The sequence below is a fragment of the Pontibacter kalidii genome, assembly GCF_026278245.1.
Classification (GTDB): domain Bacteria; phylum Bacteroidota; class Bacteroidia; order Cytophagales; family Hymenobacteraceae; genus Pontibacter; species Pontibacter kalidii.
This window is the reverse complement of the sequence record NZ_CP111079.1, coordinates 3,599,846-3,625,544: the sequence shown is the minus strand read 5'-3', so window position 1 is coordinate 3,625,544 and position 25,699 is coordinate 3,599,846. Positions and strand designations below refer to the sequence as shown.

The 25,699-nt window shown below is 53.6% G+C and carries 21 protein-coding genes; 10 read left to right on the top strand and 11 right to left on the bottom strand.

What is annotated here, in order from left to right; all coding sequences use genetic code 11:
- Nucleotides 1-9 precede the first annotated feature (9 nt).
- Together OH144_RS15075 and OH144_RS15070 are read right to left on the bottom strand one after the other, a co-directional pair.
- Complete coding sequence (locus OH144_RS15075; protein ID WP_266203105.1) at nucleotides 10-1,506, bottom strand: lipopolysaccharide biosynthesis protein; 1,497 nt, start codon at nucleotides 1,504-1,506, stop codon at nucleotides 10-12.
- 37 nt (nucleotides 1,507-1,543) lie between these two features.
- Nucleotides 1,544-2,326, bottom strand: coding sequence for an enoyl-CoA hydratase/isomerase family protein (locus OH144_RS15070; RefSeq protein ID WP_266203104.1), 783 nt, complete (start codon nucleotides 2,324-2,326; stop codon nucleotides 1,544-1,546).
- Nucleotides 2,327-2,510: 184 nt separating this feature from the next.
- Here OH144_RS15070 and OH144_RS15065 point away from each other — a divergent pair, with 184 nt between their 5' ends.
- Together OH144_RS15065 and OH144_RS15060 are read left to right on the top strand one after the other, a co-directional pair.
- Entirely contained in the window at nucleotides 2,511-3,572 is a 1,062-nt protein-coding gene (locus OH144_RS15065) for a DUF3078 domain-containing protein (protein WP_266203103.1), read from the top strand.
- A gap of 92 nt (nucleotides 3,573-3,664) precedes the next feature.
- On the top strand, nucleotides 3,665-4,018 hold the full coding sequence (locus OH144_RS15060; protein ID WP_266203102.1) for a hypothetical protein: 354 nt from the start codon (nucleotides 3,665-3,667) through the stop codon (nucleotides 4,016-4,018).
- Between the two features lie 611 nt (nucleotides 4,019-4,629).
- Here OH144_RS15060 and infB read toward each other — a convergent pair.
- The 3 genes from infB to OH144_RS15045 all read right to left on the bottom strand — a co-directional run bounded on the left by infB (nucleotide 4,630) and on the right by OH144_RS15045 (nucleotide 9,526).
- Nucleotides 4,630-7,671, bottom strand: a complete 3,042-nt coding sequence (gene infB, locus OH144_RS15055) for a translation initiation factor IF-2 (RefSeq protein ID WP_266203101.1) — start codon at nucleotides 7,669-7,671, stop codon at nucleotides 4,630-4,632.
- A 120-nt stretch (nucleotides 7,672-7,791) separates the two neighbouring features.
- The gene (gene nusA / locus OH144_RS15050) at nucleotides 7,792-9,045 is read right to left on the bottom strand and encodes a transcription termination factor NusA (RefSeq protein WP_266203100.1); all 1,254 of its coding nucleotides are present in this window, start codon (nucleotides 9,043-9,045) and stop codon (nucleotides 7,792-7,794) included.
- A gap of 7 nt (nucleotides 9,046-9,052) precedes the next feature.
- The gene (locus tag OH144_RS15045; protein ID WP_266203099.1) at nucleotides 9,053-9,526 is read right to left on the bottom strand and encodes a ribosome maturation factor RimP; all 474 of its coding nucleotides are present in this window, start codon (nucleotides 9,524-9,526) and stop codon (nucleotides 9,053-9,055) included.
- 339 nt (nucleotides 9,527-9,865) lie between these two features.
- Here OH144_RS15045 and OH144_RS15040 point away from each other — a divergent pair, with 339 nt between their 5' ends.
- From OH144_RS15040 to OH144_RS15030, 3 genes are all read left to right on the top strand, one after another.
- On the top strand, nucleotides 9,866-10,999 hold the full coding sequence (locus tag OH144_RS15040; protein ID WP_266203098.1) for an endonuclease/exonuclease/phosphatase family protein: 1,134 nt from the start codon (nucleotides 9,866-9,868) through the stop codon (nucleotides 10,997-10,999).
- A gap of 104 nt (nucleotides 11,000-11,103) precedes the next feature.
- Nucleotides 11,104-12,600: a cysteine--tRNA ligase gene (cysS, locus tag OH144_RS15035; protein WP_266203097.1), complete on the top strand. Its 1,497-nt coding sequence runs from the start codon at nucleotides 11,104-11,106 to the stop codon at nucleotides 12,598-12,600.
- Entirely contained in the window at nucleotides 12,590-13,603 is a 1,014-nt protein-coding gene (locus OH144_RS15030; protein ID WP_266203096.1) for a M28 family peptidase, read from the top strand. Before cysS ends, OH144_RS15030 begins: the two co-directional genes overlap by 11 nt.
- 76 nt (nucleotides 13,604-13,679) lie before the next feature.
- Here the strand turns inward: OH144_RS15030 and OH144_RS15025 are convergent, their stop codons facing one another.
- Entirely contained in the window at nucleotides 13,680-14,342 is a 663-nt protein-coding gene (locus OH144_RS15025; RefSeq protein ID WP_266203095.1) for a DUF4136 domain-containing protein, read from the bottom strand.
- Nucleotides 14,343-14,962: 620 nt separating this feature from the next.
- Between OH144_RS15025 and OH144_RS15020 the strand changes: the two genes are divergently transcribed.
- The 4 genes from OH144_RS15020 (at nucleotide 14,963) to OH144_RS15005 (ending at nucleotide 19,024) form a co-directional block, all read left to right on the top strand.
- Complete coding sequence (locus OH144_RS15020) at nucleotides 14,963-16,021, top strand: class I fructose-bisphosphate aldolase (protein ID WP_266203094.1); 1,059 nt, start codon at nucleotides 14,963-14,965, stop codon at nucleotides 16,019-16,021.
- Between the two features lie 149 nt (nucleotides 16,022-16,170).
- Nucleotides 16,171-17,067, top strand: coding sequence for an acetyl-CoA carboxylase, carboxyltransferase subunit beta (gene accD / locus OH144_RS15015; protein ID WP_266206348.1), 897 nt, complete (start codon nucleotides 16,171-16,173; stop codon nucleotides 17,065-17,067).
- Nucleotides 17,068-17,301: 234 nt separating this feature from the next.
- Nucleotides 17,302-18,048 carry an OmpA family protein gene (locus tag OH144_RS15010; RefSeq protein ID WP_266203093.1) on the top strand — a complete coding sequence of 249 codons (747 nt, stop codon included), beginning with the start codon at nucleotides 17,302-17,304 and terminating at the stop codon, nucleotides 18,046-18,048.
- A gap of 295 nt (nucleotides 18,049-18,343) precedes the next feature.
- A complete protein-coding gene (locus OH144_RS15005; protein ID WP_266203092.1) occupies nucleotides 18,344-19,024 on the top strand; it encodes an OmpA family protein in 681 nt (226 codons plus the stop codon).
- 739 nt (nucleotides 19,025-19,763) lie between these two features.
- On the opposite strand, the gene OH144_RS15000 is transcribed toward OH144_RS15005, so the two are convergent.
- From OH144_RS15000 to OH144_RS14980, 5 genes are all read right to left on the bottom strand, one after another.
- Nucleotides 19,764-20,402 (bottom strand): DUF2238 domain-containing protein, encoded by a 639-nt coding sequence (locus OH144_RS15000; protein WP_266203091.1) that lies wholly within the window; start codon nucleotides 20,400-20,402, stop codon nucleotides 19,764-19,766.
- Between the two features lie 175 nt (nucleotides 20,403-20,577).
- A complete protein-coding gene (locus tag OH144_RS14995) occupies nucleotides 20,578-21,111 on the bottom strand; it encodes a dihydrofolate reductase family protein (RefSeq protein ID WP_266203090.1) in 534 nt (177 codons plus the stop codon).
- Between the two features lie 71 nt (nucleotides 21,112-21,182).
- Nucleotides 21,183-21,917, bottom strand: a complete 735-nt coding sequence (locus OH144_RS14990; protein WP_266203089.1) for a helix-turn-helix transcriptional regulator — start codon at nucleotides 21,915-21,917, stop codon at nucleotides 21,183-21,185.
- A gap of 258 nt (nucleotides 21,918-22,175) precedes the next feature.
- Nucleotides 22,176-22,946: an arylamine N-acetyltransferase family protein gene (locus OH144_RS14985; protein WP_266203088.1), complete on the bottom strand. Its 771-nt coding sequence runs from the start codon at nucleotides 22,944-22,946 to the stop codon at nucleotides 22,176-22,178.
- Between the two features lie 117 nt (nucleotides 22,947-23,063).
- Entirely contained in the window at nucleotides 23,064-23,954 is an 891-nt protein-coding gene (locus OH144_RS14980) for a S66 peptidase family protein (protein ID WP_266203087.1), read from the bottom strand.
- 151 nt (nucleotides 23,955-24,105) lie between these two features.
- On the opposite strand from OH144_RS14980, the gene OH144_RS14975 reads away from it, so the two are divergent.
- Complete coding sequence (locus OH144_RS14975) at nucleotides 24,106-25,632, top strand: AbgT family transporter (RefSeq protein WP_266203086.1); 1,527 nt, start codon at nucleotides 24,106-24,108, stop codon at nucleotides 25,630-25,632.
- Nucleotides 25,633-25,699 lie beyond the last annotated feature (67 nt).

The following is a 25,699-nucleotide window of genomic DNA, read 5'->3' as shown; positions in this document are numbered from 1 at the left end:
ATATATGCATTAAAGTTTAAGGAGGCGGGAGCGCTCCCGCAGCCATACTATGATCAGGAAGGCCGCGCAGATGGCCAGATGGTAGGCGTGGCGCAGCCAAAAATCCTCGATATCAACTCCTAAGGCCAGCCACACCAGCCCCGCCGCCAGCGCCACATAAGCCAGTATGGTTTTTACCGGGTAGGGGATAGGGTAGTGGCGGTGGCCTAGCACGTAGCTGACCGCAGCCATGCTGGTGTAACAGATCAACGTGGCAATGGCCGAGCCCATGTAGCCGATAACAGGTATGAGCAGCAGGTTGAAGAGGATGGTGATGGCCGCGCCGCCGAAGCTGATGTAGGTGCCATACGTTGTCTTGTCCGTTAGCTTAAACCACACCGACAGGTTGTAGTACACGCCCAGGAACAGGTTGGCCAGCAGCAGTACCGGCACGATCATAATGCCTTCGCGGTAAGCCGGGTTGCGCAGAAACAGGGCAAAATCCTCCAGGTTGGCGGAGATAAAGAGAAAGATAAACGCGCAGACGATCACGAACCACTTCATGATGAGGGCAAACGTCTGGGGAGAGTTCTTGTCCTGTGCCTGTGAGAAGAAGAACGGCTCGGCAGCGTATCGGAAGGCCTGTATAGCCAGCGTCATGAAGATGGAGAGCTTATAGCAGGCGCTGTAGATACCCACCACGGCCGCGTTGCTGTGCTGCGGGTAAAAGCCCTCCGGCAGCCACTCCTCCAGGAGTATACGGTCTATCACCTCGTTTACCATGCCGGCCATGCCCATAAACAGCAGCGGGTAGGCATACGTGAGCATGGGGCGCAGCTGTTCCTTGTTAAATTCAAACCGGAAAATGCTGAACTCGCGCCACAGCAAGGGTATGAGCAGCGCATTGGCCACCAGGTTGATGAGGAAGATGTAGCCAATCCCCAGGTCCGGGTTATAAATGTACGACACCAGCGGCCTTAGCTCCTGCAGGTACTCCCCCTCATAAATGCTGCGGCACACAATCAGGAAGAACAGGTTGGCGCCCACCGTAATAAGTATGTTTGCCAGCTTGATGGAGGCGAACTTCACGGCCTTGTTCTGCAGCCGGAGCCAGGCAAAGGGTATGGCCACGATGGCATCGATGGCAAGTATAAGCGCCAGCCAGACAATGTAATTCTGCTCCTGCGGGGAGTAATCCTTATAATCGGCGATAGCCCCGGAGGCAAGTATAAGGATGGTCGTAAACACGGTGCTGGAGCCGAGGATAAGGCTGAGCACCTGGTTGTAAAGCCTGCGCTGGTCTGCCCCCGGCTTGTTGGCAAACCGGAAGAAGGCCGTCTCCATACCATAGGTATAAAGTATGTTGAAGAAGCCTACGAAGGCGTACAGGTAAGACACCACGCCATACTCTGCCGGCAGGAAAACGGCGGTATACACCGGCACGAGCAGGTAGTTCAGGGCTCTGCCAACAATACTGCTTAAACCGTAGGCAGCAGTTTGCCCGACCAATTTCTTGGCTATACTCATGCGTTCTGTTTCGGGGTCGGGGAGGTTGTTCTTATACTTAATTTCCGGTGAAGTCGGCCTTGCGCTTCTCTATAAAGGCACTGGTGCCTTCTACAAAGTCTTCGGAGGTGCAGCAGCGGGCAAAGGCGTTCGCCTCCGTCTGATAGCCATCCTCGTCTTTTGTATAGACCGCGTTTACGCACTCGATCACCAGCCCAACGGCCAGCGGCGCCTTGCTCATGATCTTCTCCATGATCTCCACGCACTTATCCAGTAGCTGCTCCTGCGGCACCACGTGGTTTACCAGGCCAAGCTGCAGCGCGTCCTGGGCGTTCACCATGTCAGCGGTCATCATCAGCTCCATAGCTTTGCCTTTGCCTACCAGCTGCGTCAGGCGCTGCGTGCCGCCGTAGCCCGGTATCAGGCCCAGGTTCACCTCCGGCTGGCCGAAGCGTGCGTTCTCTGAAGCCACGCGCATGTGGCAGGCCATCGCCAGTTCGCAGCCACCGCCCAGGGCGAAACCGTTTACAGCGGCAATCACGGGCTTGTTGCTGCGCTCAATCATGGCGAACACATCCTGGCCCCGCTCGGCAAAGCTGCGGGCCGTCACCTCGCTCAGCTCGGCTATCTCGGTAATGTCGGCGCCAGCTACAAAAGCCTTGGGGCCCGCACCTGTAATGATGGCACCCTTAATGCTGGCATCGTCATACACCTGCTGCATCGCATTCCTGATCTCTCTGATGGTCTCGATGTTGAGCGCGTTCATTTTGTCGGCGCGGTTAATGGTGATGAAGAGGATACCGTTTTGCTGGTCGAGCAGCAGGTTTTCGTATATTGCCATAGTTCTAGGTTTCAATTCTTGTCAGAATCTTTTTTCTTTGTCACAAATATAAGGATTTAGTTCAATCCGGAACAGCCGGGGCCTTTGCAGCCCGGTCGCGGACGAGCGCACAGAGATAAATAACAATCCTGCGTATGCTTGCGCCGCTTCTTCTAACAAATCGGATTAAGTATAGTTATTCATCATGCTCTTTCATTTCCGCCGACTTTTCACAGTTCTTCTTACCCTTGTCTTTGCTTCCTCTTTCCTGAGTGCCTTGGCACAGCGCCCTGCCTTCGTGCCCCCTGCTCTCAAACGCCCTGTGCTCCTGCTTCCCGCTGACACAGCGCTTCTTCCCGCCATACCTCCCGTTGCCAAGCGCCCCGTTACCAAAGTTCCTGTCGCTGCAGCGGTTAATCTCTGGGATTTCGGGGGGATAGGGACCGTGAACTTCAGCCAGGTTAGCCTTTCCAACTGGGCGGCCGGCGGGCAAAACACGGTATCAGTGTTGGGCAATGCCAGCCTGTATGCTAACTACGAGCAGGGCAAAAGCACCTGGAACAACGCGCTGGACCTAACCTATGGCTTGGTGAAGCTGGAGGGGAGGCGTGTGCAGAAGAGCGATGATAAGATGGAGCTAAACCTGAAGTATGGCTACCGCGCCTCCAAGCGTTGGTTCTATACCGCACAGATGAACCTGAAAACGCAGCTTACCCCCACCTACACCATTACGCGCGACACCCTGCGCTCTAATTTCTTCGCCCCGGCGTCCATACTTGCCTCACTGGGTATGGACTACAAGCCAAACGAGAGGCTGTCGGTGTTTATTTCCCCGTTTACGGGCAAGTTTACTGTTGTGGCCAGCCAGATGCTGGCCGATAAGGGGGCCTTTGGCGTGGAACCCGCCCGGAAGGGTGCCGAGGGAAATAGAATTCCCGGCACAGGCGAGCACCTGCGGCGGGAATTTGGTGGCTATGTGAACGTGCGTTACAAGAAGGAGGTGCTCAAGAACATCACCCTTCAGTCGAAGTTGGATCTCTTCTCTAATTACCTGCGCGAGCCGGAGAACGTGGACCTGAACTGGGAGAACGTCGTCAACTTTAAAGTGAATAAAGTGGTGTCGGCCAGTCTTTTCGCCCATATGATTTATGACGATGATGTAAAAGTGGACGTAGACCGAAACAGCGACGACAAAGTGGACGGGCGCGGCCCCCGTCTGCAGGTGAAGCAGACGTTGGGCATAGGGGTATCGTACAAATTTAAATAGCAGGAATTTTCTATAGCAGCTTTGCGTTTAGCAAAAAATGTATACTTTTAGAACCTGTTTGCGTTCTATACATGAAACGTTAACAAGCTGTTATGAAAAAATTATTTCTGTTGTTGTTTTCTCTTGGAATTGTACTTTGTTTCTCAGAGGCCAAAGCCCAGTCTTCGCTAAGTAGTGAGAGTGGTAAGGATGCCTATTGGGGTACAGCCAAAGCTGAGAACAAGGGCACTTCGGTAGATGCTGTGGGCCGCCGTGCAGAGGGCCTGGATGCCCGCTATAATACGTACGAAGGCGAGGCTAGGTCCAGCTTTGCTAAAAGGAGAATTGCCAACAGCAAGCGCATGAAAGAGATCCTGAAGAAGGAAGAAAAGATGATGAAAAAACGCAAGCGCGACCGCGGCAGGTTAAAGCGCATGGGCCTGCTCAAAGGGCCGGACGGCCAATAGTTTAGAAAAACATCCTATATGTAAAGTATAAAGGGCTGCTCTAACAGGGCAGCCCTTTTATTTTTATACTTTGTGATGCTGTGGAAGTATGGCAGGGGCTGCTTTTATACTTGGTTTATACTTGGTTCATACTTTGCAAGGCCCTTTCCCTACGAATTAACCACCAGCTTCCGCTAGTCCGGGTAAGTCATAGCGGAATAGTCCTCCATCAATACGGGGTAGCGGATGATCATACATGGTATCATCACTCCATCTTAAGAACGCTTTGGTATGTATACTTCCCCAGTCCGGCATGTCCCCCCTCTCAAAGTATAAATCTTATACTACCATTCAGTTGGTTGTGCGTCTCCCAGTGCCTTTGCTCGCCTCCGGCGAGTGCGCGTCATCGGTGGCGTCCCGCTACCTGTACTCAGAAGCACAGACTAAAGCAGCCAGAGTCCGCCAGATAGCTCACACCCGCCGGAGGCGTGCGGGGGCATTGTATTTGTGATTTGATAACAGTATTGTGTATCCCTGCTTTTCTAAAGTATAACCCACTGCAAACAAAAAGTCCCCGGCAGCTTTTGGCCACCGGGGACTTTTATACTTGTATCTATAATTTACGCCAGCTACTACAGCGTACGTTTCACTTCTTTCTCCACATAGGCCTCAATGATGTCGCCCACCTGGATGTCGTTGTAGCCTTTCAGGCTGATACCGCACTCGTAGCCTTGTCTTACCTCGGCCACATCGTCCTTGAAGCGTTTCAGGGCCAGTATCTCACCGTCCAGCACCACAATGCCATCGCGCACCAGGCGTACCTTAGAGTTACGTTGGATGGTGCCATCCGTCACCATACAGCCGGCAATGGTACCCACCTTGCTGATCTTGAATACGTCACGCACTTCTGCGTTACCCACGATCTCTTCTTTCAGCGTTGGGGCAAGCATGCCTTCCATGGCGTCCTTCACCTCGTTGATCGCATCGTAGATGATGGAGTACAGGCGCACGTCGATCTGCTCCTGCTCTGCCAGCCTGCGCGCGTTCAGCGACGGACGAACCTGGAAGCCGATGATGATCGCATCGGAGGCGGAGGCAAGCAGCACATCAGACTCTGATATGGCACCCACACCCTTGCTGATGATGTTTACCTGCACCTCGTTGGTAGAAAGCTTCAGCAACGAGTCGGACAGGGCTTCCACCGAGCCGTCCACGTCACCTTTCACGATCACGTTCAGCTCCTTAAACGTACCGATTGCCAAACGGCGACCGATCTCATCCAGGGTAATGTGCTTACGTGTGCGCAGGCTCTGCTCGCGCTGCACCTGCGATCTGTTGGAGGCGATCTCTCTGGCTTCACGCTCAGAGTCCATTACCAGGAATTTATCACCTGCCTGTGGCGCTCCGTCCAGACCCAGCAACTGTACCGGGGTAGATGGTCCGGCCTCCTTCATCTTCTTGCCACGATGGTCGGTCATGGCTTTTACTCTACCGTAGTGAGAACCGGCCAGCACCACATCGCCTATTTTCAGGGTACCGGTCTGTACCAGCATAGTGGCCACGTAACCACGGCCCTTGTCCAGCGAAGCTTCGATCACGGTGCCGACGGCCTGGCGCTCAGGGTTTGCCTTAAGCTCCAGCAGTTCAGCCTCCAGCAATACTTTCTCCAGCAGGTCTGCTACACCGAGTCCGGTCTTGGCAGATACCTCCTGCGACTGGTATTTACCGCCCCATTCTTCCACCAGGATGTTCATCTGGGCGAGTTCTTCGCGCACTTTATCCGGGTTGGCGGTCGGTTTATCGATCTTGTTCAGGGCGATGATAATCGGAGCACCGGCTGCCTGCGCGTGGTTGATCGCCTCTTTTGTCTGCGGCATCACCGAGTCGTCGGCGGCTACCACAATAATAACAACGTCCGTTACCTTGGCACCACGGGCACGCATCGCCGTAAAGGCCTCGTGACCAGGTGTGTCCAGGAAGGTGATAGTACGCCCGCTCTCTGTCTGTACCTTGTAGGCACCGATGTGCTGGGTAATACCACCGGCCTCACCGGCTGTTACGTTGGCACGACGGATGTAGTCGAGCAGGGATGTTTTACCGTGGTCGACGTGGCCCATGATGGTAACAACAGGGGCGCGCTCTTCCAGGTCTTCCGCATTCTCCTCTACGATTTCTTCCAGGCCTTGCTCTTCTTCCGATGTGATGAAATCAACGTTGTAGCCGAATTCATCCGCAATAATAGTGATGGCCTCCGCATCCAGGCGCTGGTTAATGGACACGAACATGCCCAACTGCATACATACCTTGATCACGTCGTTCACGCTCACGTCCATCAGGGCCGCCAGGTCATTTGCCGACACGAATTCGGTTACGCGCAGGGTCTTCGACTCTGCCTGCTCCTGCATACGGCGCTCTTCGGTAGCGTCGGCAATAGCCGAGCGCTTCTCGCGGCGGTATTTGGCGCGGTTGCCACCGCCTCCTTTGCCGCCACTCAGTTTGGCAAGCGTTGCCTTAATCTGCTCTTGGATTTCCTTATCCGTAACTTCTGTTTTCTCAGCTCTAACTGGCCTGCCTTTGCCCGGCTTGCCTGGGCCTCCCGGTCGAGGGCCGCGATCCGGCCGCCCACCTTGCTGTTGGGCTGGCTGTATCGGGCGGTTCTGGCCTTGTCCTGGGCCTTGTTGACCTCCGGCTGCTGGCTGGCCACCTTCTGTAGCCACCATAATGCGCTTGCGCTTCTTCTTTTTGCCCTTGCGATCGTCGGACGAGGCAACGGGCTTGGCGCCTTTTCTGCGCGACTCTACTGGCAGTTCGATTTTGCCAAGTACAGTTAGACCTTTTAGCTGGTCTGCTTTTGCTGTAATCGTTTCTATGTCTTCTTTTGTTTCTGTGCCTTTGTTAGCCTCTGCAGGTGCGGCCGGTTGCTGTGGCTCCTTCTCTGCGGCTGGCTGCTCTTTTGGTGCTGGTGCAGCCGGCTTCTCAGCGGCTGGCTGGGCTGGGGCCTCTGGTTGCTTCGGCGCTTCCGGCTGCTGAGGCGTGGCAGGCGCCTCAGCAGCCTTCGCGGCTGGTGCAGCAGGGGCTTCCGGCTGTTTTGCTGGCTCCTCGGTTTTTGGTGCCTCTGCCGGCTTGGCCGGCTGTACAGGCGCCTCCGCCTTAGGGGCCTCCGGTGCCGGAGTTGGGGCAGGGGCTGGGGCAGGAGTTGGTTTCTCTTCTGCTTTTGGCGCCTCTGGTTTTGGCTCTGGCTGCTTGGTTACCGGCCTGCCTTTGGCATCCAGCTCAATTTTACCCAGCACCTTGATGCCTGGCAACTTAGAGGCTGGCTCTGCGGCAGGCTCTTCTTTTTTAGGCGCTGCCGGGGCCTCCGGCTTCTTCGCGTTCTTAATCAGGATCTCCTCCTCTGGCTCACTTGCCTTCTTCGGCTCGTGGGCAGGCTCCGACTCTACCACCTGGTTGCTCTGCGGCTTTTTGCCAATATAGATCTCATCCGCTTCCTGCTTCTCCTGCATAGACGCGGCGAACTCCTTAGCCAGCATATTGAACTGCTCTGCCGTGATTTTGGTGGTTGGCTTATTTTCCACCTCAAACCCTTTAGCAGAGAGGTAATCCACAATCGTAGATGTACCAATGTTTAAAGTAGTCGCAACCTGTTTAAGCCTCCTTGTTTTTTCTTCTGCCATTTTGTTCTAATATGCTGTCTTGTTGTTCGTATTATAAAGTATAGTTGCCTTATGTAGAAGGTATAAGCTGTGCCCTGGGCAATCTTTTTCAAAATTAGCCTAACAGAGCACAACTCACAACTATTGATTGTCTTCTTCTTCCAACTCTTCGCGGAGGATCGAGAGCACGTCATCGATGGTCTCTTCCTCCAGCTCCGTGCGGCGCAGCAGATCTTCCTTCGTTACGGCCAGCACGCTTTTGGCGGTGTCTAAGCCGATGCGGCGCAGTTCTGCAATCACCCAATCCTCGATCTCATCCGTGAACTCCTCCAGGCTGATATCTTCCTCATAAGACTCAGACTCACGGAATACGTCGATCTCCATGTCTACGAGGCGGCTGGCCAGCTTGATATTCTGCCCGCCTTTGCCAATGGCCAGCGACACCTGGTCTGGCTTCAGGAACACCGATACGCGCTTGCTCTCCTCGTCGATCTTCATGCTGCTGATCTTAGCCGGGCTCAGGGCACGCTGTATGTAGAGCTCCAGGTTCTCCGTGTAGTTGATCACGTCGATGTTCTCGTTCTCCAGCTCGCGTACGATGCTGTGGATACGGGAACCCTTCATGCCTACGCAGGCGCCTACCGGGTCTATACGGTCATCAAAGGATTCTACGGCTACCTTGGCACGCTCGCCCGGCTCGCGCACGATTTTCTTGATGGCGATCAGGCCATCGAAAATCTCCGGAACCTCGTTTTCGAACAGGCGCTCCAGGAAAGCAGGGGAGGTGCGGGAAAGAATGATCTTCGGGTTACCGTTCACGATCTCCACGCGCTGCACCACCGCTCTCACTACGTCGCCTTTGCGGTAACGGTCTTTCGGGATCTGCTCGGCCTTCGGTATCAGCAGTTCGTTCTCTTCCTGGTCCAGCAGCAACACTTCGCGGTTCCATACCTGGTACACCTCGCCGGAAATGATCTCACCTACCAGGTCTTTATACTTCTGGAACAGCAACTCCTTCTCCATGTCCTTGATGCGCTGGATCAGCGTCTGGCGAGCTGTCAGTACGGCGCGGCGGCCAAAGTCCTCCAGCTTCACCTCCTCCGACACTTCCTCGCCTACCTCAAAGTCAGGCTCAATCTTACGGGCATCCGTAAGGCTGATCTTGTCGGTGTCCCAGATGTCCTCGGAGTTGTCGTCCACGATCTCGCGGTTGCGCCAGATCTCCAGGTCTCCCTTCTCCACATTCAGGATGATGTCGAAGTTCTCATCGGTGCCCCACTTCTTGCGGATCATGGTGCGGAACACATCCTCGAGGATGCGCATCATGGTCGGGCGGTCTATGTTCTTGAATTTCGCAAATTCGGCGAACGACTCGATCAGGACTGAACTGTTCATTATCTTATCATTTAAATGAGATTACAACATTTGCTTTTACAATGTCCCCGAAGGGTATCTGCACAGGCACATACGTTACCTTTTTTCCTTTTTGTTTTACTTCCTCCATCAGGTTGAGACCAGCCTCGGTCACTTCCTCCAGCTTGCCGGTCTTCTCGGTACCGTCCTGTAATTTTACCTTCAGGCTGCGGCCGGTGTGGCGCTTAAATTGTTGAGGCTGCGTGAGCGGGAAGTCTACGCCCGGAGAGCTTACCTCCAGCACGTATGCCAGCTCCGGCCCAAACTGCTCCTCTATCTGTTTGTTGATGCGGCGGCTGATGGTGGCGCACTGGTCTATCGTGATGCCCTGCTCGCCATCGGCCAGCACGGTAACCTTTGGCCTGGCCGGGGAATCCGACACGGCCACATCCACAATAAACAGTTCGCCCTCCGGCAAGCTAGCCTCCGCCATCGCTCTTATATTCTTTGCGGTAAGTGCCATAGCAAACGGTTAAGAAATAAAGAAGGGGACTTCGTGTCCCCTCAGCTTCTTGGAAATATTGCTGCAAATTTACTACAAATTCATTATATACACAAATATTGTGCACCGATGGCTTGTATTAAATATTTACGAGCATATTGAAAAGCAAATTCGGGTAAAAATATTCTTCCTGGCGGTGATGCGGCAGCCCGGGCCTTGTAGCATAACAGGCAGGGCTATATTTTAGTTCGCCTATGGTTATAGGGTGCCGGTAAAGGTGGAAGGGCGTTTATACGGCTTCTCAGATATTATGTGAGGCGGCTTGGAATAGATAGGTGCAGAATTCGTAAGTTTGCTCTCGTGGCAGGAACATTCAAAAATATACGCAGGCGGGTATGGCTCATCCTAAACACTTTGGTGGTGCTATGGATGCTGGTGGGCGTGCTGTGTCTGCAGGTGCCGCCCAGCACGTTCTGGCCAGCCGGCTTTGTGGCTTTCTCGCTGCCGGGCGCGCTGGTGCTGAATTTCCTGTTCCTGCTCTACTGGGTGCTGCGCCGCTCATGGCTGCTGGTGCTGCCGCTCTCTGCATTTATGCTTGCCTGGAGCTACTACGGCCGCCTGGTTGCCATCAACTTTGAGAAAGAGGTGCCGGAGGGCGCCAAGACGCTGCAGGTGATGAGCTTCAACGTACACGTGTTCAACGCCTACGATAAGATTGTGGAGGGCGTGCCGCAGGTATCTACCGACATGATAGACTGGGTGGCCCAGCACCCGGCCGATGTGTTCTGTCTGCAGGAGTTCTACAGCCGGGTGAACTCCATAGAGTATAATAACTTCAAGCGCATTGGTGAGCGCTACGGGCGGTATAAGTATGCTTCTACCTCGGTAGGCGACCGTATCAAGGCAGACTTAGGTATTGTGATTTTCTCGAAGTACCCCATCTTGGAAGGTGGCACCATCAGGTTCGAGAACACGCCGGAGCGGAGCGCTAACCGGGCCGCCTGGGCCGACATCAATGTGAAAGGGGACACCGTGCGGGTATACGCGGTGCACCTGCAGTCGATGAGCATCAAGTCGGAAGACATAGAGAACACCTACTCTGCCATAGGTAGTGAGGAGAGCTTTAAGAAAGAAAGCCGCAATCTGGCGCGCCGCCTGCGGCGAGGGTTCATTTCCCGCGCTGTTCAGGTGCAGCAGTTGCTGGAGCATGTGCAGGCGTCTCCTTACCCGGTCATCGTTTGCGGCGATTTCAACGACATCCCGTTTAGTTATACTTACAACGAGCTGGCGGAGGCGCTGCAGAATGCACATGAGAGAGCCGGCAACGGGGTGGGGGCCACCTACAACGGCCCACTTCCCTTCCTGCGCATCGACAACCAGTTTTACAGCCAGGGACTGGAGGCCTACAACTTCCAGACACACTACGAAATGGGGCTTTCGGACCACTTCCCGATCTCGGCCACCTATGTGCTACAGCCAAAGAGCGTAGAATAGCGTTAGGAGAAGGGGGGCAATATTTTTAGTTTTGCACCACAATCGGCCCAATAAGCTGAGATCATAAAAGTACGGCACCCGTTGGGGCCTATACTTAGTAGACCATGCAACAGAAACTGAACCTGTACAATACGCTGACGCGAAAGAAAGAGGAGTTTGAGCCGCTACACGCCCCGTTTGTGGGAATGTACGTGTGCGGGCCAACAGTTTACGGAGAGCCTCACCTGGGCCATGCCCGCAGCGCCGTTACCTTCGATGTGCTGTACCGCTACCTGAAGTACCAAGGGTATAAAGTACGCTACGTGCGCAACATCACCGACGTAGGCCACCTGGAGAATGACGCCGACGAAGGCGAAGACAAAATCCAGAAAAAGGCTAAACTCGAGCACCTGGAGCCGATGGAGGTGGTCAACCACTACACCAACATCTACCACCAGGAAATGGACAGGCTGAACGTGCTGCAGCCCGACATCGAGCCACGTGCCTCCGGCCACATCATCGAGCAGGTGCAGATGATACAGGAGATCCTCGACAACGGCTTTGCCTATGAGGTGAACGGCTCGGTATACTTCGATGTGCAGGCCTACGACAAGCAGCACAAGTATGGCAAGCTCTCCGGCCGTGTGATAGACGATCTGCTCAACAACACCCGCACCCTGGAGGGGCAGGAAGAGAAGCGCTCGCCGCTGGACTTTGCGCTATGGAAGAAAGCCTCGCCCACGCACATCATGCGCTGGCCCTCGCCGTGGAGCGACGGCTTCCCGGGCTGGCACCTGGAGTGCTCGGCCATGAGCCGCAAATACCTCGGCACCACCTTTGATATACATGGCGGGGGGCTGGACCTGATGTTCCCGCACCACGAGTGCGAGATTGCCCAGAGCCAGGCCAGCTGCAGCCACACCGATGCGGCCAAATACTGGATCCATAACAACATGATCACGGTGAACGGGCAGAAGATGGGCAAGTCGCTGGGTAACTTTATCAACCTGAGCGAGCTGTTCAATGGCAACCACGAGATGCTGGAGCAGGCTTATACCCCGATGACGATCCGCTTCTTTATACTGCAGGCGCACTACCGCAGCACCCTCGACTTTAGCAACGAGGCCCTGCAGGCGGCGCGCAAAGGCTACACCAAACTGATGAACGGCCTGCGCGTGCTCAAAAAACTGCGTTACCCGGAGGCAGAGACGCAGGTCGTGCCGGACGAGAAGCTGAACGAGGAGCTGCAGAAACTCACCCAGGATTGCTTCCGTGGCCTGAACGACGACCTGAACACGGCCAAGACCATCGCCTCGCTGTTTAACCTGCTCAAAAAGATCAACAGCATCTACCTGGGGCAGATTGAGGTGGGGCAGCTGACCAGGGGCACCTTCGACCTGCTGCGCGATACCTACCAGGAACTGGTGCTGCACGTGCTGGGGCTGCAGGAGGAGAGCTTCGGCGATATGGAGGAGATGCTGCACCTGGTACTCTCGTTCTACAAGGAGGCCAAGGAGCAGAAAGCCTACGACAAGGTGGATGCCATCCGGGCGGAGCTGAAGCGGCAGGGCATCGTTATCAAGGACATGAAAACCGGAATAGACTGGGCTTATGAAGAATAAAATGAACATACTGGCGCTTTTACTCTGCGGCACCCTGTGCTTTGCCAGCTGCGACTCGGCTGAGAAAAGCGGCAGCAAGATAGCCGGAGTAGAGGAAGAGGCCCCTGCAGCCGTGCGAGCCCCCGCCTTTAACCCCGACTCAGCCTACGCCTTTATAGCCAGGCAGGTGGCCTTTGGCCCACGCGTGCCCAACACGGGCCCGCACTTCCAGACCGGCGAGTGGATCGTGGCGAAGCTGAAGGAGTACGGCGCACAGGTGCAGGAGCAGAAGTTTCAGGCCAGGGCCTACGATGGCACCATGCTGAACCTGCGCAACGTCATCGCCTCCTACAACCCCGGCGCAGCCAACCGCATACTGCTGGCCGCCCACTGGGATACCCGCCCTGTGGCCGATAAGGATGAGAGCAACCCTGGCAAGCCCATAGAGGGAGCTAACGACGGCGGCAGTGGCGTGGGGGTGCTGCTGGAGATTGCCCGGACCATACACACAGCACAGCAGAAGCCGGATGTGGGCGTGGACCTGATCTTTTTTGACGGAGAGGACTACGGCCAGCCAGAGAATAGCGCAGGGCCTTATGTGCAGGATTCCTGGTGTCTGGGCGCACAGTACTGGAGCCGGAACAAACACGAGCCGAACTACCGCGCCAACTATGGCATCCTGCTGGATATGGTGGGGGCCGAGAACGCCCGCTTCCCCCGCGAGGGGTACTCCAGGCAGTTCGCCAAGGAGATCGTGGACAAAGTATGGAAGGCAGGCAACAGCATCGGTTACTCCGATTACTTTAAGTACCAGAACGCCCCGGCTATTACCGACGACCATTACTATGTGAACACCCTGGCCAAGATCCGCATGATCGATATCGTGGAGCTGCACCCGAATGCCGGCAGCGGGGACATCTTCGGGGCGTACCACCACCGCCACACCGATACCATGGACATCATCAGCAAGAATACGCTGAAAGCCGTGGGGCAGACGGTGCTGCACGTGGTGTACAACGAGTAGGGAATTTATACTTTCAACAAAAGGCGGCTGGCTTCTCATATTTAGAAGCCAGCCGCCTTTTGTTTTCAGCCTTGCCTTACTGCAGCAGCCCCTCCTGCGCCAGACTGTTTACGGTCAGTTCGGCAAGTGTCTCAGAGGCTTTCCGGAGGCTGGACGGGCTGTACGACTCCGTTTGGCCAGACCACTGCAGTTGCTCCGTCTTCACGTCATAAAGGTTTGTCTCCAGGAAGTATACTTTATCCTCGGTGTAGTAGCCGGGGGAGTAAAGGGTAGGGTACCAGTAATTATAATATCCCCGGAACCCGCCATACCAGCCAAAGCGTGTCATGGGGGCGTAGCCGTAGGCACCTGGCACATAACGGGTCTCCGTTTCCTGGTCCAGCAGCGCCACCGTTAGGATTGCACCAAAGCCCTGCTCTTGCGCCTCTGATAGCATCCGGTCCACATCGGGGGCGCCTTGCTCTGTCATGGTGGGCGTAAACATGTCCAGACTTCTGGTGGCGTCGATGCCACGTTTTTGCAGCTGCGCCTGCATGTCCGTTTCCACGGTTTGCCTGGCCTGTACATTGTCTGAGATGGCTACCACCATTACCTTGCTATACTTCTGAGTAGCTGTATCCGGGTTTTTCCAGGAACCTGTCATGCGGGTGGCGGGAGCGCAACCCCATAGGATTATACCGGCTAAAAAAGCGAGCAGGAGCCTGTGCAGGCTACGGTGTTCTTGGTGTATTAAGTTCATAAGTTGCAGCATGTCAGTGTGTTTGAGTATTAACGGATTTTAAATTATTTTGATACTTTAGACGGATCGGCAGCAGCGAAATAAGTTCTTACGCCTGGCCTGGGAGCTTCACCCGGACCTGGGGCCGATGGTGCCGTATTTCCGAACTATACTTCTGGAGGCAGGCGTGCCCATGGCACTGGCATTCGTCCTTCCATACCGGCCAGTACACTTGGCCTGCAAGCGCGCGCAAGCTCGCTGCTGAAAGGCAGAGGCGCCCGCCCGGACATATCATCGTCAATTCTTGAGGTAGTGATAGGCTGGGATTATCCTATGAGGAGTTTATGTGATTCATTGTTGATTTTTTATACTTTTGCGGCGAGATGTAGCACATCGGCCCACAGTGAGGAAGGCCTTTTATAGCTGTTGCAGGGACAACTTTTTCAGCTGGTTGAAGTATAGTTTGGGGCAAGCCTGAGTGCGCTTGCATCACTACAACGGTGCCTGCCATGCTATAGAAAACGCTGCGGTATAAAGCCTGAAAGGGCTTTACCGCTTTGGTAGATGACAATAATCTGAGTTTAGGATTGTCCATACTTATTTACTTCATTTTCACTCTACCCAAAAAACTATCAAAACAAATGAGCTACGAGAAAATCGTTTCGCTACTTGGTTCAGATGCTGAAAGCCTGCTGCAGCACCAGAGCCAGACCATTTCCAAAGAGCAGCTGCATGCCCCCGGTCCTGATTTCGTGGACAGGATCTTTGCCCAGTCGAACCGCTCTCCGCAGGTGCTGCGTAGCCTGCAGCAGCTGTTCGACCACGGCCGCCTCGGGGGCACGGGGTATCTTTCCATCCTGCCGGTGGACCAGGGCATCGAGCACACCGCCGGCGCCTCTTTTGCCCCAAACCCGATCTACTTCGATCCGGAGAACATCATCAGGCTGGCCATAGAGGGCGGCTGCAACGCGGTGGCTACCACCTTCGGCAACCTGGCCATGATGTCGCGGAAGTATGCGCACCGGATCCCGTTTGTGGTGAAGATCAACCACAACGAGCTGATGACCTACCCCAACAAGTATGACCAGATCATGTTCGGCTCTGTGGATGAGGCCTGGAACCTGGGTGCCACTGCGGTGGGTGCCACGATCTACTTCGGTTCTGAGGAGTCCTCCCGCCAGATCATAGAGGTGGCCGAGGCCTTTGAGCGGGCGCACCAACTGGGCATGGCCACCATCCTGTGGTGCTACACCCGCAACAATGCCTTCAAGAAAGACGGCACCGATTACCACGTAGCCGCCGACCTGACGGCGCAGGCCAACCATCTGGGTGTCACCATCCAAGCCGACATCATCAAGCAAAAACTACCGGAGAACAACGGCGGCTTTAAGGCGATCAGCTTCGGCAAGACGCACGAGAAAATGTACTCGGAGCTTACCACGGACAACCCGATCGACCTGACGCGCTACCAGGTGGCCAACTGCTACATGGGCCGCGCCGGCCTGATTAACTCCGGCGGCGAGTCTAAGGGAGCCTCCGACTTGGCAGATGCGGTGCGCACGGCGGTTATTAACAAGCGTGCGGGCGGTATGGGCCTGATCTCCGGTCGCAAAGCATTTCAGAAAGACATGAAGGCCGGCGTGGAGCTGCTGAACGCCATTCAGGACGTATACCTGGCAAATGAGATTACACTGGCGTAATTTGTAGCAGAACTGCCGATTATTACATATTTTTGTGGCCTGCCTTTGCGTACCCCCTGAGGGTGACCGGGGCAGGCCACCTTGATTTTATACTTTGCTGTAAAGTATAGCCATAACTTTAAAGTGCGGAAGCACGCTGTTTAACTATGATGCCTTGGTTTAAAAGAGCAGATAAAGGAATCCAGACGCCAACAGAGCAAAAGAAGGAAACCCCGGACGGATTGTGGTACAAGTGCCCTACCTGCAAAACCGTGACAAGTACGGCCGAGCACCGCAAGAACCTGAACACCTGCGTGCAGTGCAACCACCACGACCGCATCGGCTCCAAAGAGTACTTTGCCATTTTATTTGATGACAACGAGTTTACCGAACTCGACGAGAACCTGACCTCAGGCGACCCGCTCCATTTCGTGGACTCCAAGCCCTACCCGCAGCGTATCGCCTCCACGCAGAAGGCTACCGGCCTGAAAGATGCGGTGCGCTCAGCCTACGGCAAAATCAATGGACAGAACATCACCATCGCCTGTATGGATTTTGCCTTCATCGGCGGATCCATGGGCTCGGTGGTAGGGGAGAAGATTGCCCGCGCCATAGACCACGCCCGCAAAACCCGCACCCCTTTCCTGATGATCTCGAAATCGGGCGGTGCGCGTATGATGGAGGCCGGCTTCTCATTGATGCAGATGGCCAAGACCTCGGCCAAACTGGCCTTGCTGAGCGAGGAGAAACTACCCTACATCTCGCTGCTGACAGACCCAACCACAGGGGGCGTAACGGCCTCTTATGCCATGCTGGGCGATTTTAACATTGCCGAGCCGGGTGCCCTGATCGGTTTTGCCGGTCCGCGCGTGATTAAGGAGACGATTGGCAAAGACCTGCCGAAGGGCTTCCAAAGCGCAGAGTTTGTGCTGGAGCACGGCTTCCTGGATTTCATTATCGACCGTAAACAACTCAAAGGCCGCCTGAGCGAGCTGCTGAGCATGGTGCTGCTGCCAGAGGACGTAACCACCACACCGAAGGCAAAGAAAACGGTAAAGGCATCCTGATAAAAAGCATTAACCAAAATTTTACAAGCCTGTTAGCTGTGTGCTAACAGGCTTTTTTATAGCCTGTTATATGAAGGGTAAGCTTGCTGAATATACCTTGTTTAAAATATTTAACGAAGGGTAAAGTACGATTTGGCACAGGACTTGCGTTTGCAGGTGTAAGAACTTTTTAACCTATTGCAGTACACTCAAACTAAAAGAACAACAACACACATTTACCAAACCCTGATTAACATGAAATTAGTAAAACTATCCCTGAGCTCGATGCTGGCCGTTACCATGCTGTTTTCCTCTTGCAAGAGCACAGCCCCTGCTGCCGGCTCAGGCACAACTACCGAGACAACGACTCAAACAAAGCCTGCTGATGAGAAAAAAGGCATGACGAAGACCACGAAAGGCGGCCTGATTGGTGCCGGTGGTGGTGCCGTAATCGGTGGCCTGATCGGTAACAGGTTGGGCAACACGGCTGCCGGTGCCATTGTGGGCGCTGCTGTGGGTGGCGCAACAGGTGCCGTTATTGGTCGCCGTATGGATAAGCAGGCCGAGGAACTGGAGAAATCGATGGAGAATGCCAACGTAGAGCGCGTGGGCGAGGCTATCCGTGTGAACTTCGACTCAGGCATACTTTTCGCGGTAAACTCCGCCGAGCTGAGCGCCTCTGCTAAGCAGGATATCCAGAAGCTGGCTAAAACGCTGCAGGAGTACCAAGGCACCGATGTGATCATCGAAGGTCACACTGACAACACAGGCTCATATGAACTGAACCAGAAATTGTCAGAGCGCCGGGCCGAATCTGTGGCAGCCTATGCCCGCAGCCTGGGTGTTGACGGAGCGCGTCTGCAGGCCAAAGGCTATAGCTACGACCAGCCGATTGCCGATAACAGCACCGTGGAAGGACGTAAGCAGAACCGCCGCGTGGAGATCATCATTGTGGCAAACGAGGAGCTGAAGAAGGCTGCCGAGAGCGGTGAGATCAAGTAACCCATACGCCTAAAGTATAAAAAAGAACAAGGCGCCTGTCTCCGCAAAGGAGACAGGCGCCTTGCTTTTTTAGGGAACACAGGTGCTTGGTGGGCATTTTATAACCAGAACATAGGAAAGGCGTTTAAGATTTATATCCGTTGCCGGGGCTTGCCTAGCGATGTATATAATCATGCGGCCAGCAGGCTAGCTTAGGTGAAAGATATTTAGAAAAAGTTTATATAACATTTTAAGTATATAGTCAGTAAAAGGGTCAGGATCTGGAAAACCTGATCCGGCATTTAAAAATAGAACTATGAAAAACTTCAGAATAAACCTTTCCATATTAGCCCTTATTGCCGTCATACTTTCATCGTGCGCCTCAGGCGGCGGTGGCATGAGCAGAACTGCCAAGGGCGGTGTGATTGGTGCCGGTTCTGGCGCCGTGGTAGGTGGTGTGGTTGGTAGAGTGGCCGGCAACACGGCTGCCGGTGCTATTATTGGTGCCGCAGTGGGTGGCACGGCCGGTGCCCTGATCGGCAGAAGAATGGACAAGCAGGCCGAGGAGCTGCAGCGGGACCTGGAGAACGCACAGGTAGAGCGAGTAGGCGAGGGTATCAAGATTACCTTTAACTCAGGAATCCTGTTTGCCACGAGCTCTGCCGAGCTACAGCCCGGTGCTAAAACCGAGATCGCGCAACTGGCCCAGACCCTGCAGAAATACCCGGACACGAACATCCTGATTGAGGGCCACACGGATAATACCGGTAATAGAAGCATTAACCAGCCGCTCTCGGAGCGCCGCGCCGAGTCAGTGGCAAGCTACCTGTCCTCTACCGGGGTAGACCGCAGCCGTATGACCACGCAGGGCTACGCTGATGACCAGCCGATTGCCGATAACAGCACAGCCGCTGGCCGCCAGCAAAACCGCCGCGTAGAGATTGCCATTTTCGCTAACGAGAAAATGAAGAAAGCCGCTGAGCGCGGAGAGCTATAAAAGATTAAGTAGTAGTAGATTGATTGGATAATTGGTGATTAACCAGCCGCACGGGGGTGCGGCTGGTTTTTTTATGCCTACCTTTTATACTTGCTGCAGATGCTTTACTTCTGTGGCTTTTGGCGTAGTTATACTTTATAATGAGCGATCGTACGAGGAAGCAGACCCTCCCTGACGCAAGCATCCGCTTGTGCCTTTTTATACTTGAGCTATACTTCCCTGGCCGCTGCTTCCCTCAACTTGAACTAAGCTATCCTTTCTAGCTTCCGTTCATCCACGGCTTTACAACCTACTCGTTTTATATCTGGCTTTGGAGCTCTCAAGCCCGAGAGGGCTCGTCCTGGGGGTAGGGGCCCTCGATAAGGGCATCGCGCTGTGTTCCCTCCTGCCCTCGTGCCTCGGGCTGCTCAATAAGTTGAGCACCGGATCTCACAAGGTGCTCAACCCAAGGACTGGGTATCCGTTCGATAGCCGCTGCCTTTGCTATGGAACTAGAACCAAGTCCCCCTTTGAAGGGGGTAGGGGGATGTAACCGTCTGCTGACAATTCCCCTCCTTGGAGGGGTTGGGGGTGGGTTTATACTTGTAGGGACAGGTCGCGACCTGTCCGCGTTACCAGCAGCTATAAAACTTGTACTTTGCTAGAAGCAATGACAGGCTCCCCTCCTGGGGGTAGGGGCAGGGGTGGTTGGAAGTGGTAACATGAACCTCCAGTGAGTTTATAAGTATTCATACTTGCATCATACTTCCAGTTTCCTTTTGATAAAGACATACGCCACGGCCATGGCTACCAGGCTCCCGGCAAGGGCCATGGCCACGTCTTTCTGCGCGTCCCAGATATCGCCCTGCATTCCCAGGAAAACCATCCCCTGCTCACCACCGCCGTACACCCAGTCGGCTACCATCCACTCCACCAGCTCGTACAGCACGCTGGTGGAAAGTATAAGCTCCACGGGCAGCAGGTAGGTGAGGATAGACCGTAGCTTAAAGCCAAATGCCAACACCTCGTGCAGGGGGTAAGTCAGCAGCAGTCCGTAACCGAGGTGAACCAGGCGGTCGTAATGGTTGCGCGCAACGCCAAGCTGCCCCTTCAGCCATTCCCCGAACGGGTTGTCGGCGTACTGGTACTGGCTGCCATACACGTGCAGCAGCAGAAACAGGAAAATAAGCGTATAGCTGGCGTCTGAGAAGCGGAAGATGTTGTAGAAGGCTACCAGAAAGATGATCAGCGAGAGCGTAAGCACGTTCTCCAGCAGCCAGTTCTTCAGGTCGGGGGTGGTAAGGCCGGTGTAAACCCAAAAAAACAGGAACAGCGCACTGTACATCAGGTGCAAAGGCTGTTGCCAGAGGCGTTTTTTTGGTTTAAGCGTGGCAGACATAGCAAGTTATGTTCCAGGAACTGTAAGCTTTTATGCCATTAAACCCTGTAAAGTATACTTTGTTTCGTGGCGCTGGGCTATCCAGGGCTGCCTACATATTCACCGAGACTAAACTGGCACTTGCAGAAACCATTCTCCGCCCTCTGTTTTATACCCCTTGTTGGCGGCCCGTTATTTATTTCTTCCGTTTGTAATGTAACTGTGTTAATCCTGTGTCAAAGGTTTTAGCGGTAACTAGTTCAAGTGTCTGTTCCGGCCTGCCGTCCTTGAAAAGTCTTGTTCCATTACCTAGCAGCACGGGCACGATTGAAATAATAAACTCGTCAATCAGGTCGCTTTTCAAAAGTTCGTTGATGACTTCCGCCCCACCATCACAATAGATATCTTTTCCATTTTTGCTCTTTAACTTTTGCACCAATTCCCTTAGATCACCGGTGTAGAACTTTATCCTGCCTATACTTGGCCTTTCTGTTCTTGTAAGCACATACACATCTCTTTCCCCGTTATCATAATGAGAAGTTCCTATTTCTCTTTGAACCCAATCATATGTTTTCCTACCAATAAGTATGGTGTCGATGGTTGAGGTAAAGTCTGCATAGCCATAATCTTCGCCTTCTTTCTCGACTAAATTCAGGAAGCTAAGGTCATCATTAGGTTTGGCAATGTAACCGTCCAAGCTTGTCGCAATGAAAAGTGATAATTTTCGCATCTGTCCGTTGTTTTTATTTTTTACAATATTAATCCGGAGCGCTCATTCCTACTTTGTAAAAAAACGACAAACTAAAATTGCGATGGCGAAAGTCCGGTATTGCGTTTTATCTCATTGGTAAGATGGGCGTGGTCGTAATAACCACATGCAAAGGCTATATCTAACAAACTTCGTTTCTTATCTGAGTTTTTGATTAAGGTGAGCGCATGCTGAAAGCGAACAATATTCGCATACTCTTTGGGTGTAATGCCTATATGTGTTCTAAATTTTCGCTCCAACTGTCTTATAGAAATGGCTTTTCTTTCGGCAAGCTTCTTTATACTTATCTGGCCATTCGACTGGTGAATATCATCCATAATGGATTGTAAAAGCCCGTTTCTGTTTTGTAAGCGGTCAGTAAAAAAAGCATTCAGGTAGTATACAGGACTTTTAAGGAACTTGTCCAGTTCGAACGAATGCGGCTTTTCAAGCTGAACGGTTTTGTTCGCTAGCTCATTTTGCGACGTATAGTTGTAAAAATTGTAGAAAACGCCTGGTTTCAGGCATACGCCAAACAGGTGCGTGTCTCCGTCAATGAAACTATCCTTAAAAGAAGTCATTGCCCCCACCACATACGTTTTGCCGAAATCCATAACAACTGTACCGTTGTCGGTACTGCAAGAATCCCCTACATTGAGCACCAAACCGGGGCAACCGTCAGGGAAATTCCGCTCCCATTGTCTGTCATGGTCGTCACCTTTCAATTCCCAAAAGGAATGAATATAGGGTGCTAAGGCTGTGCAGGGGTTTGTTTCTTTATATTCCATTGGTTACGGAGTCTCGTTTTAGACTAAAGCGCCAACTACGGTGTATACGTCACTACCACGTTTAGCTGCTTTCTATGCAAAGAGGTTCTGTCCGTATCAAGCCAATTCTTTAGCGCTTCAATAGTGTGTATGCCCTCTTGCATTTTGTTAAGCAATATACTTACCCGGTACGAAGATCGTCACGTGCGTGTAAATCTCGTTTATCGGAATAGAGGCAGCGTTACCACCCTTAGACTCAGACAGGAAAGTATAGCCAAATTAATTAATCTTGCCAGCCGGTTTTACCCCAAAGTATTGCCACAGATAGGCTTCGTACTCAGCTGTGTCTTTCAGCGTGATTTCCTTGGTAAGGTCACCTTCTGTCAGCTTGAGTTTGTGCTCTGTGAGCGTGATGCGGCCTTTTTCGGTGGGAAGCGTGATCATCCTGCGTTGCCTGAAGTGGGAGCGGGGATCGGTCTGGTGGAAGTGGCACATGTCGGAAAACTCATTAAAAGCCCTGGCTGTTTTCCGGAAGATGTATTCGGGCCGGAGCTCGCCATTTTCTACACGGCTTACCCGGTAATAGCGCTCGTCATATTTGTCGAAGACGTAATCGCCCCGTGCATCTGCCTGCACCTGGCCCAGGGCTATCTTCAGCGGCGCAAAACTGAACTCCCCAAACCCGACATCGGTCAGATATTCTTCCCCCGCTATCGTTACCAGCAGGGCCATGTGGTCATACTCTGGCGAGTAGGTGCCTTCGCTGGCGGAGTATACTTTCGCAGAGATCCGTCTGGCGTCAAAGCCCAGCGCAGTGAGTAACTCAAAGTATAAACCGTTCAGTTCGTAGCAGAACCCGCCCCGTTTCTGAAGCACCACCTTGTCGAAGATCTTTTCAGTGTCCAGTTCGATCGGGACCCCGTCGTGAATGTCCAGATTCTCGAAGGGGACGGTTAACAGGTGGAGCTTCTGCAATTGCTGCAGCACGTCGAGGGTCGGCTGCCGTTCCCCTGAATAACCGATGCGCGCCAGGTAGGCTTCGTAGTTCATGTGCTTTGACGTGATGATGCTCAACTTACAGGGGCATAAGCCTTATACCTAGCGGTTTATACTTTCTGCATACGCTTATACTTGTGCTACGGCCTCTGAAAGTATAAAGCAATCAGCTTATACATAGATTAGCGACGCGCCCTGCTCCCCTACCTCCAGTTTTGCCTCTCTTCCACATACCAGCGCCAGGTTATCCGGCTCGTGGCCGGTGGGGAAGCCGTAGCAGATGGGGTAGTTATACTTGGCTGTATGCTCGGCTATGATCTCGTATACATTTTTGCCAAACGGGTCGGTGTTGTCCTTCATGTCGCTGAAGTGGCCCACGATCAGGCCTGCCAGATCATCCAGCTTACCGGCGCGGGAGAGGTGCACCATCATGCGGTCGATGTTGTAGAGGTACTCATCCACGTCCTCCAGGAACAGGATCTTGCCGCGCGAGCTAAAGTCGGAGCGGGTGCCGGAGACGTTATGCAGCAGGGCCAGGTTACCGCCAATCAGCTGGCCCTGGCCGGTGCCGGTGCGGTTAAAGGGATGTGGTGCCACCTCATAGTGTACTTCCTCGCCGAAAAGTACCTTTCGGAGGCTTTCTAAGGCAGCTTCGGTGCCGCTAGGGAAGAGCAGGGGCATAATGCCATGTATGCTTTCTATACCTAAGCTGTGGATGTGGCAAAGCAGCGAGGTAATGTCGCTGAAGCCCACCACCCACTTGGGTTGCTCCTGAAACCGGCTGAAGTCTACCTGATCAAGGATGCGGGTCGTGCCGTAGCCGCCGCGGGCACAGATAATCGCTTTGATGTCGGGGCGGTCCAGGGCCTGCTGCAGATCCTGCAGGCGCAGGGCGTCGTCGCCGGCAAACACGCCGTAGCTTGCTCCCACGCTTGGCCCTACTTCTACCTCCAGCCCCCACTGTTGCAGCACCTGAACGGCAGTCGTAATGGCATCACGGTCTATTTTTCGGGCAGTGGCGATAATGGCGATTTTGTCGCCGGGCTGAAGGGGTGCAATCATACGTTATCCTTTTTTGGCTTTGGGCTAAGTTATGGCTTTTGAGCTAGATTTGCGAACACGCCAATTTTTAGCCATCTTCGAAAACTTTTTTACAGCCAACACCTCACACAGCCAGCCTGTGTGAAAAGCTAATCAACACCAACCCTTTTTTATGACACAAGTACAGAAGAAAAAATCGGGGATCGACAAATTCCTGTCGGTGGTGGAGCGCATCGGCAATGCCCTGCCGCACCCTGCCACGCTTTTTGCCGGCTTTGCCCTGCTGGTGGTTATCCTATCGTGGGTGGCCAGCCAGTTTGATATGGCCGTAACCCACCCCGGGACAGGCCAGACCGTAACGCCGGTAAACCTGCTCTCGGCAGAGGGACTCCACATGATCCTGACGCGTATGGTCACCAACTTCACTGACTTTGCGCCGCTGGGCACGGTACTAGTGTCGTTGCTGGGTATCGGTATTGCCGAGGGTACCGGTTTGATAGGCACGGTGCTGCGTTTGGTAGTGCTGTCGTCGCCCAAGCGCCTGCTTACGTTCGTGATCGTTTTCTCGGGGGTGATCTCGAACACCGCCTCTGAGGTAGGCTACGTACTGCTGGTGCCGCTGGCGGCGGTTATCTTCCTGGCGGCTGGCCGTCACCCGCTGGCCGGCCTGGCTGCGGCTTTTGCCGGTGTGTCGGGGGGCTACAGTGCCAACCTGCTGCTGGGTACCATCGATCCGCTGTTGGCTGGCCTTTCTACAGAGGCTGCCCGAATCATTAACCCGGACTATACCGTTAACCCTGCCGCTAACTACTACTTCATGTTCGTGTCCACGTTCCTGGTAGCGGGTCTGGGTACCTGGGTTACAGAGAAGATCGTGATACCAAGGCTGGGGGAGTACGATGGTGACGAGAAGCCACAAAGTATAGATCGCCTGACTTCACTGGAGAAGCGCGGCCTGCTGTATGCCACGATTGCCATACTGCTGATGATGGCCTTTATACTTGGCGGCCTGATCCCGGAGAATGGCTACCTGCGCAACCCAGAGACCGGTGATATTTTGAACTCGCCTTTCATGTCGGGTATTGTGGCGTTTATCTTTATACTGGCCGGTGTGGCAGGCATTGCATACGGCATCGGTGCCCAAACCATCAAGAACGACAGCGACGTGATGCGTGGCATGTCCAAATCCATGGAAACGCTGGGCTCTTATATTGTGCTGGTGTTCTTCGCGGCGCAGTTTGTGGCTTACTTTAACTGGACCAACCTGGGGCTTATACTGGCCATTAACGGGGCTGATACCCTGAAAACGCTGGGCCTGAGCGGTATACCGCTGATGATCATGTTTATACTTGTGGCGGCCTCCATTAACATGGTAATGGGCTCGGCCTCTGCCAAATGGGCCATTATGGCACCGGTGTTCATCCCGATGTTTATGCTGCTGGGCTATACGCCGGAGTTTACGCAGGTGGCTTACCGCATCGGCGACAGCGTTACGAACATTATCTCCCCGATGATGTCCTACTTCGCCCTGATTGTGGCCTTCATACAGCGTTATGATAAGAAAGCCGGTATCGGTACGGTTATCTCTACCATGCTGCCATACTCTATCGTCTTCCTGATCGGCTGGATTGTAATGTTCATCATCTGGATTCTGCTGGACCTGCCGATAGGCCCTGGCGCGAACCTGTACATGCCATAGTCTTGGACAAAGGACAATTTGATAAAGGATAAAAGACTTTATCTAAAGTATAAATCACAAGAAAGCC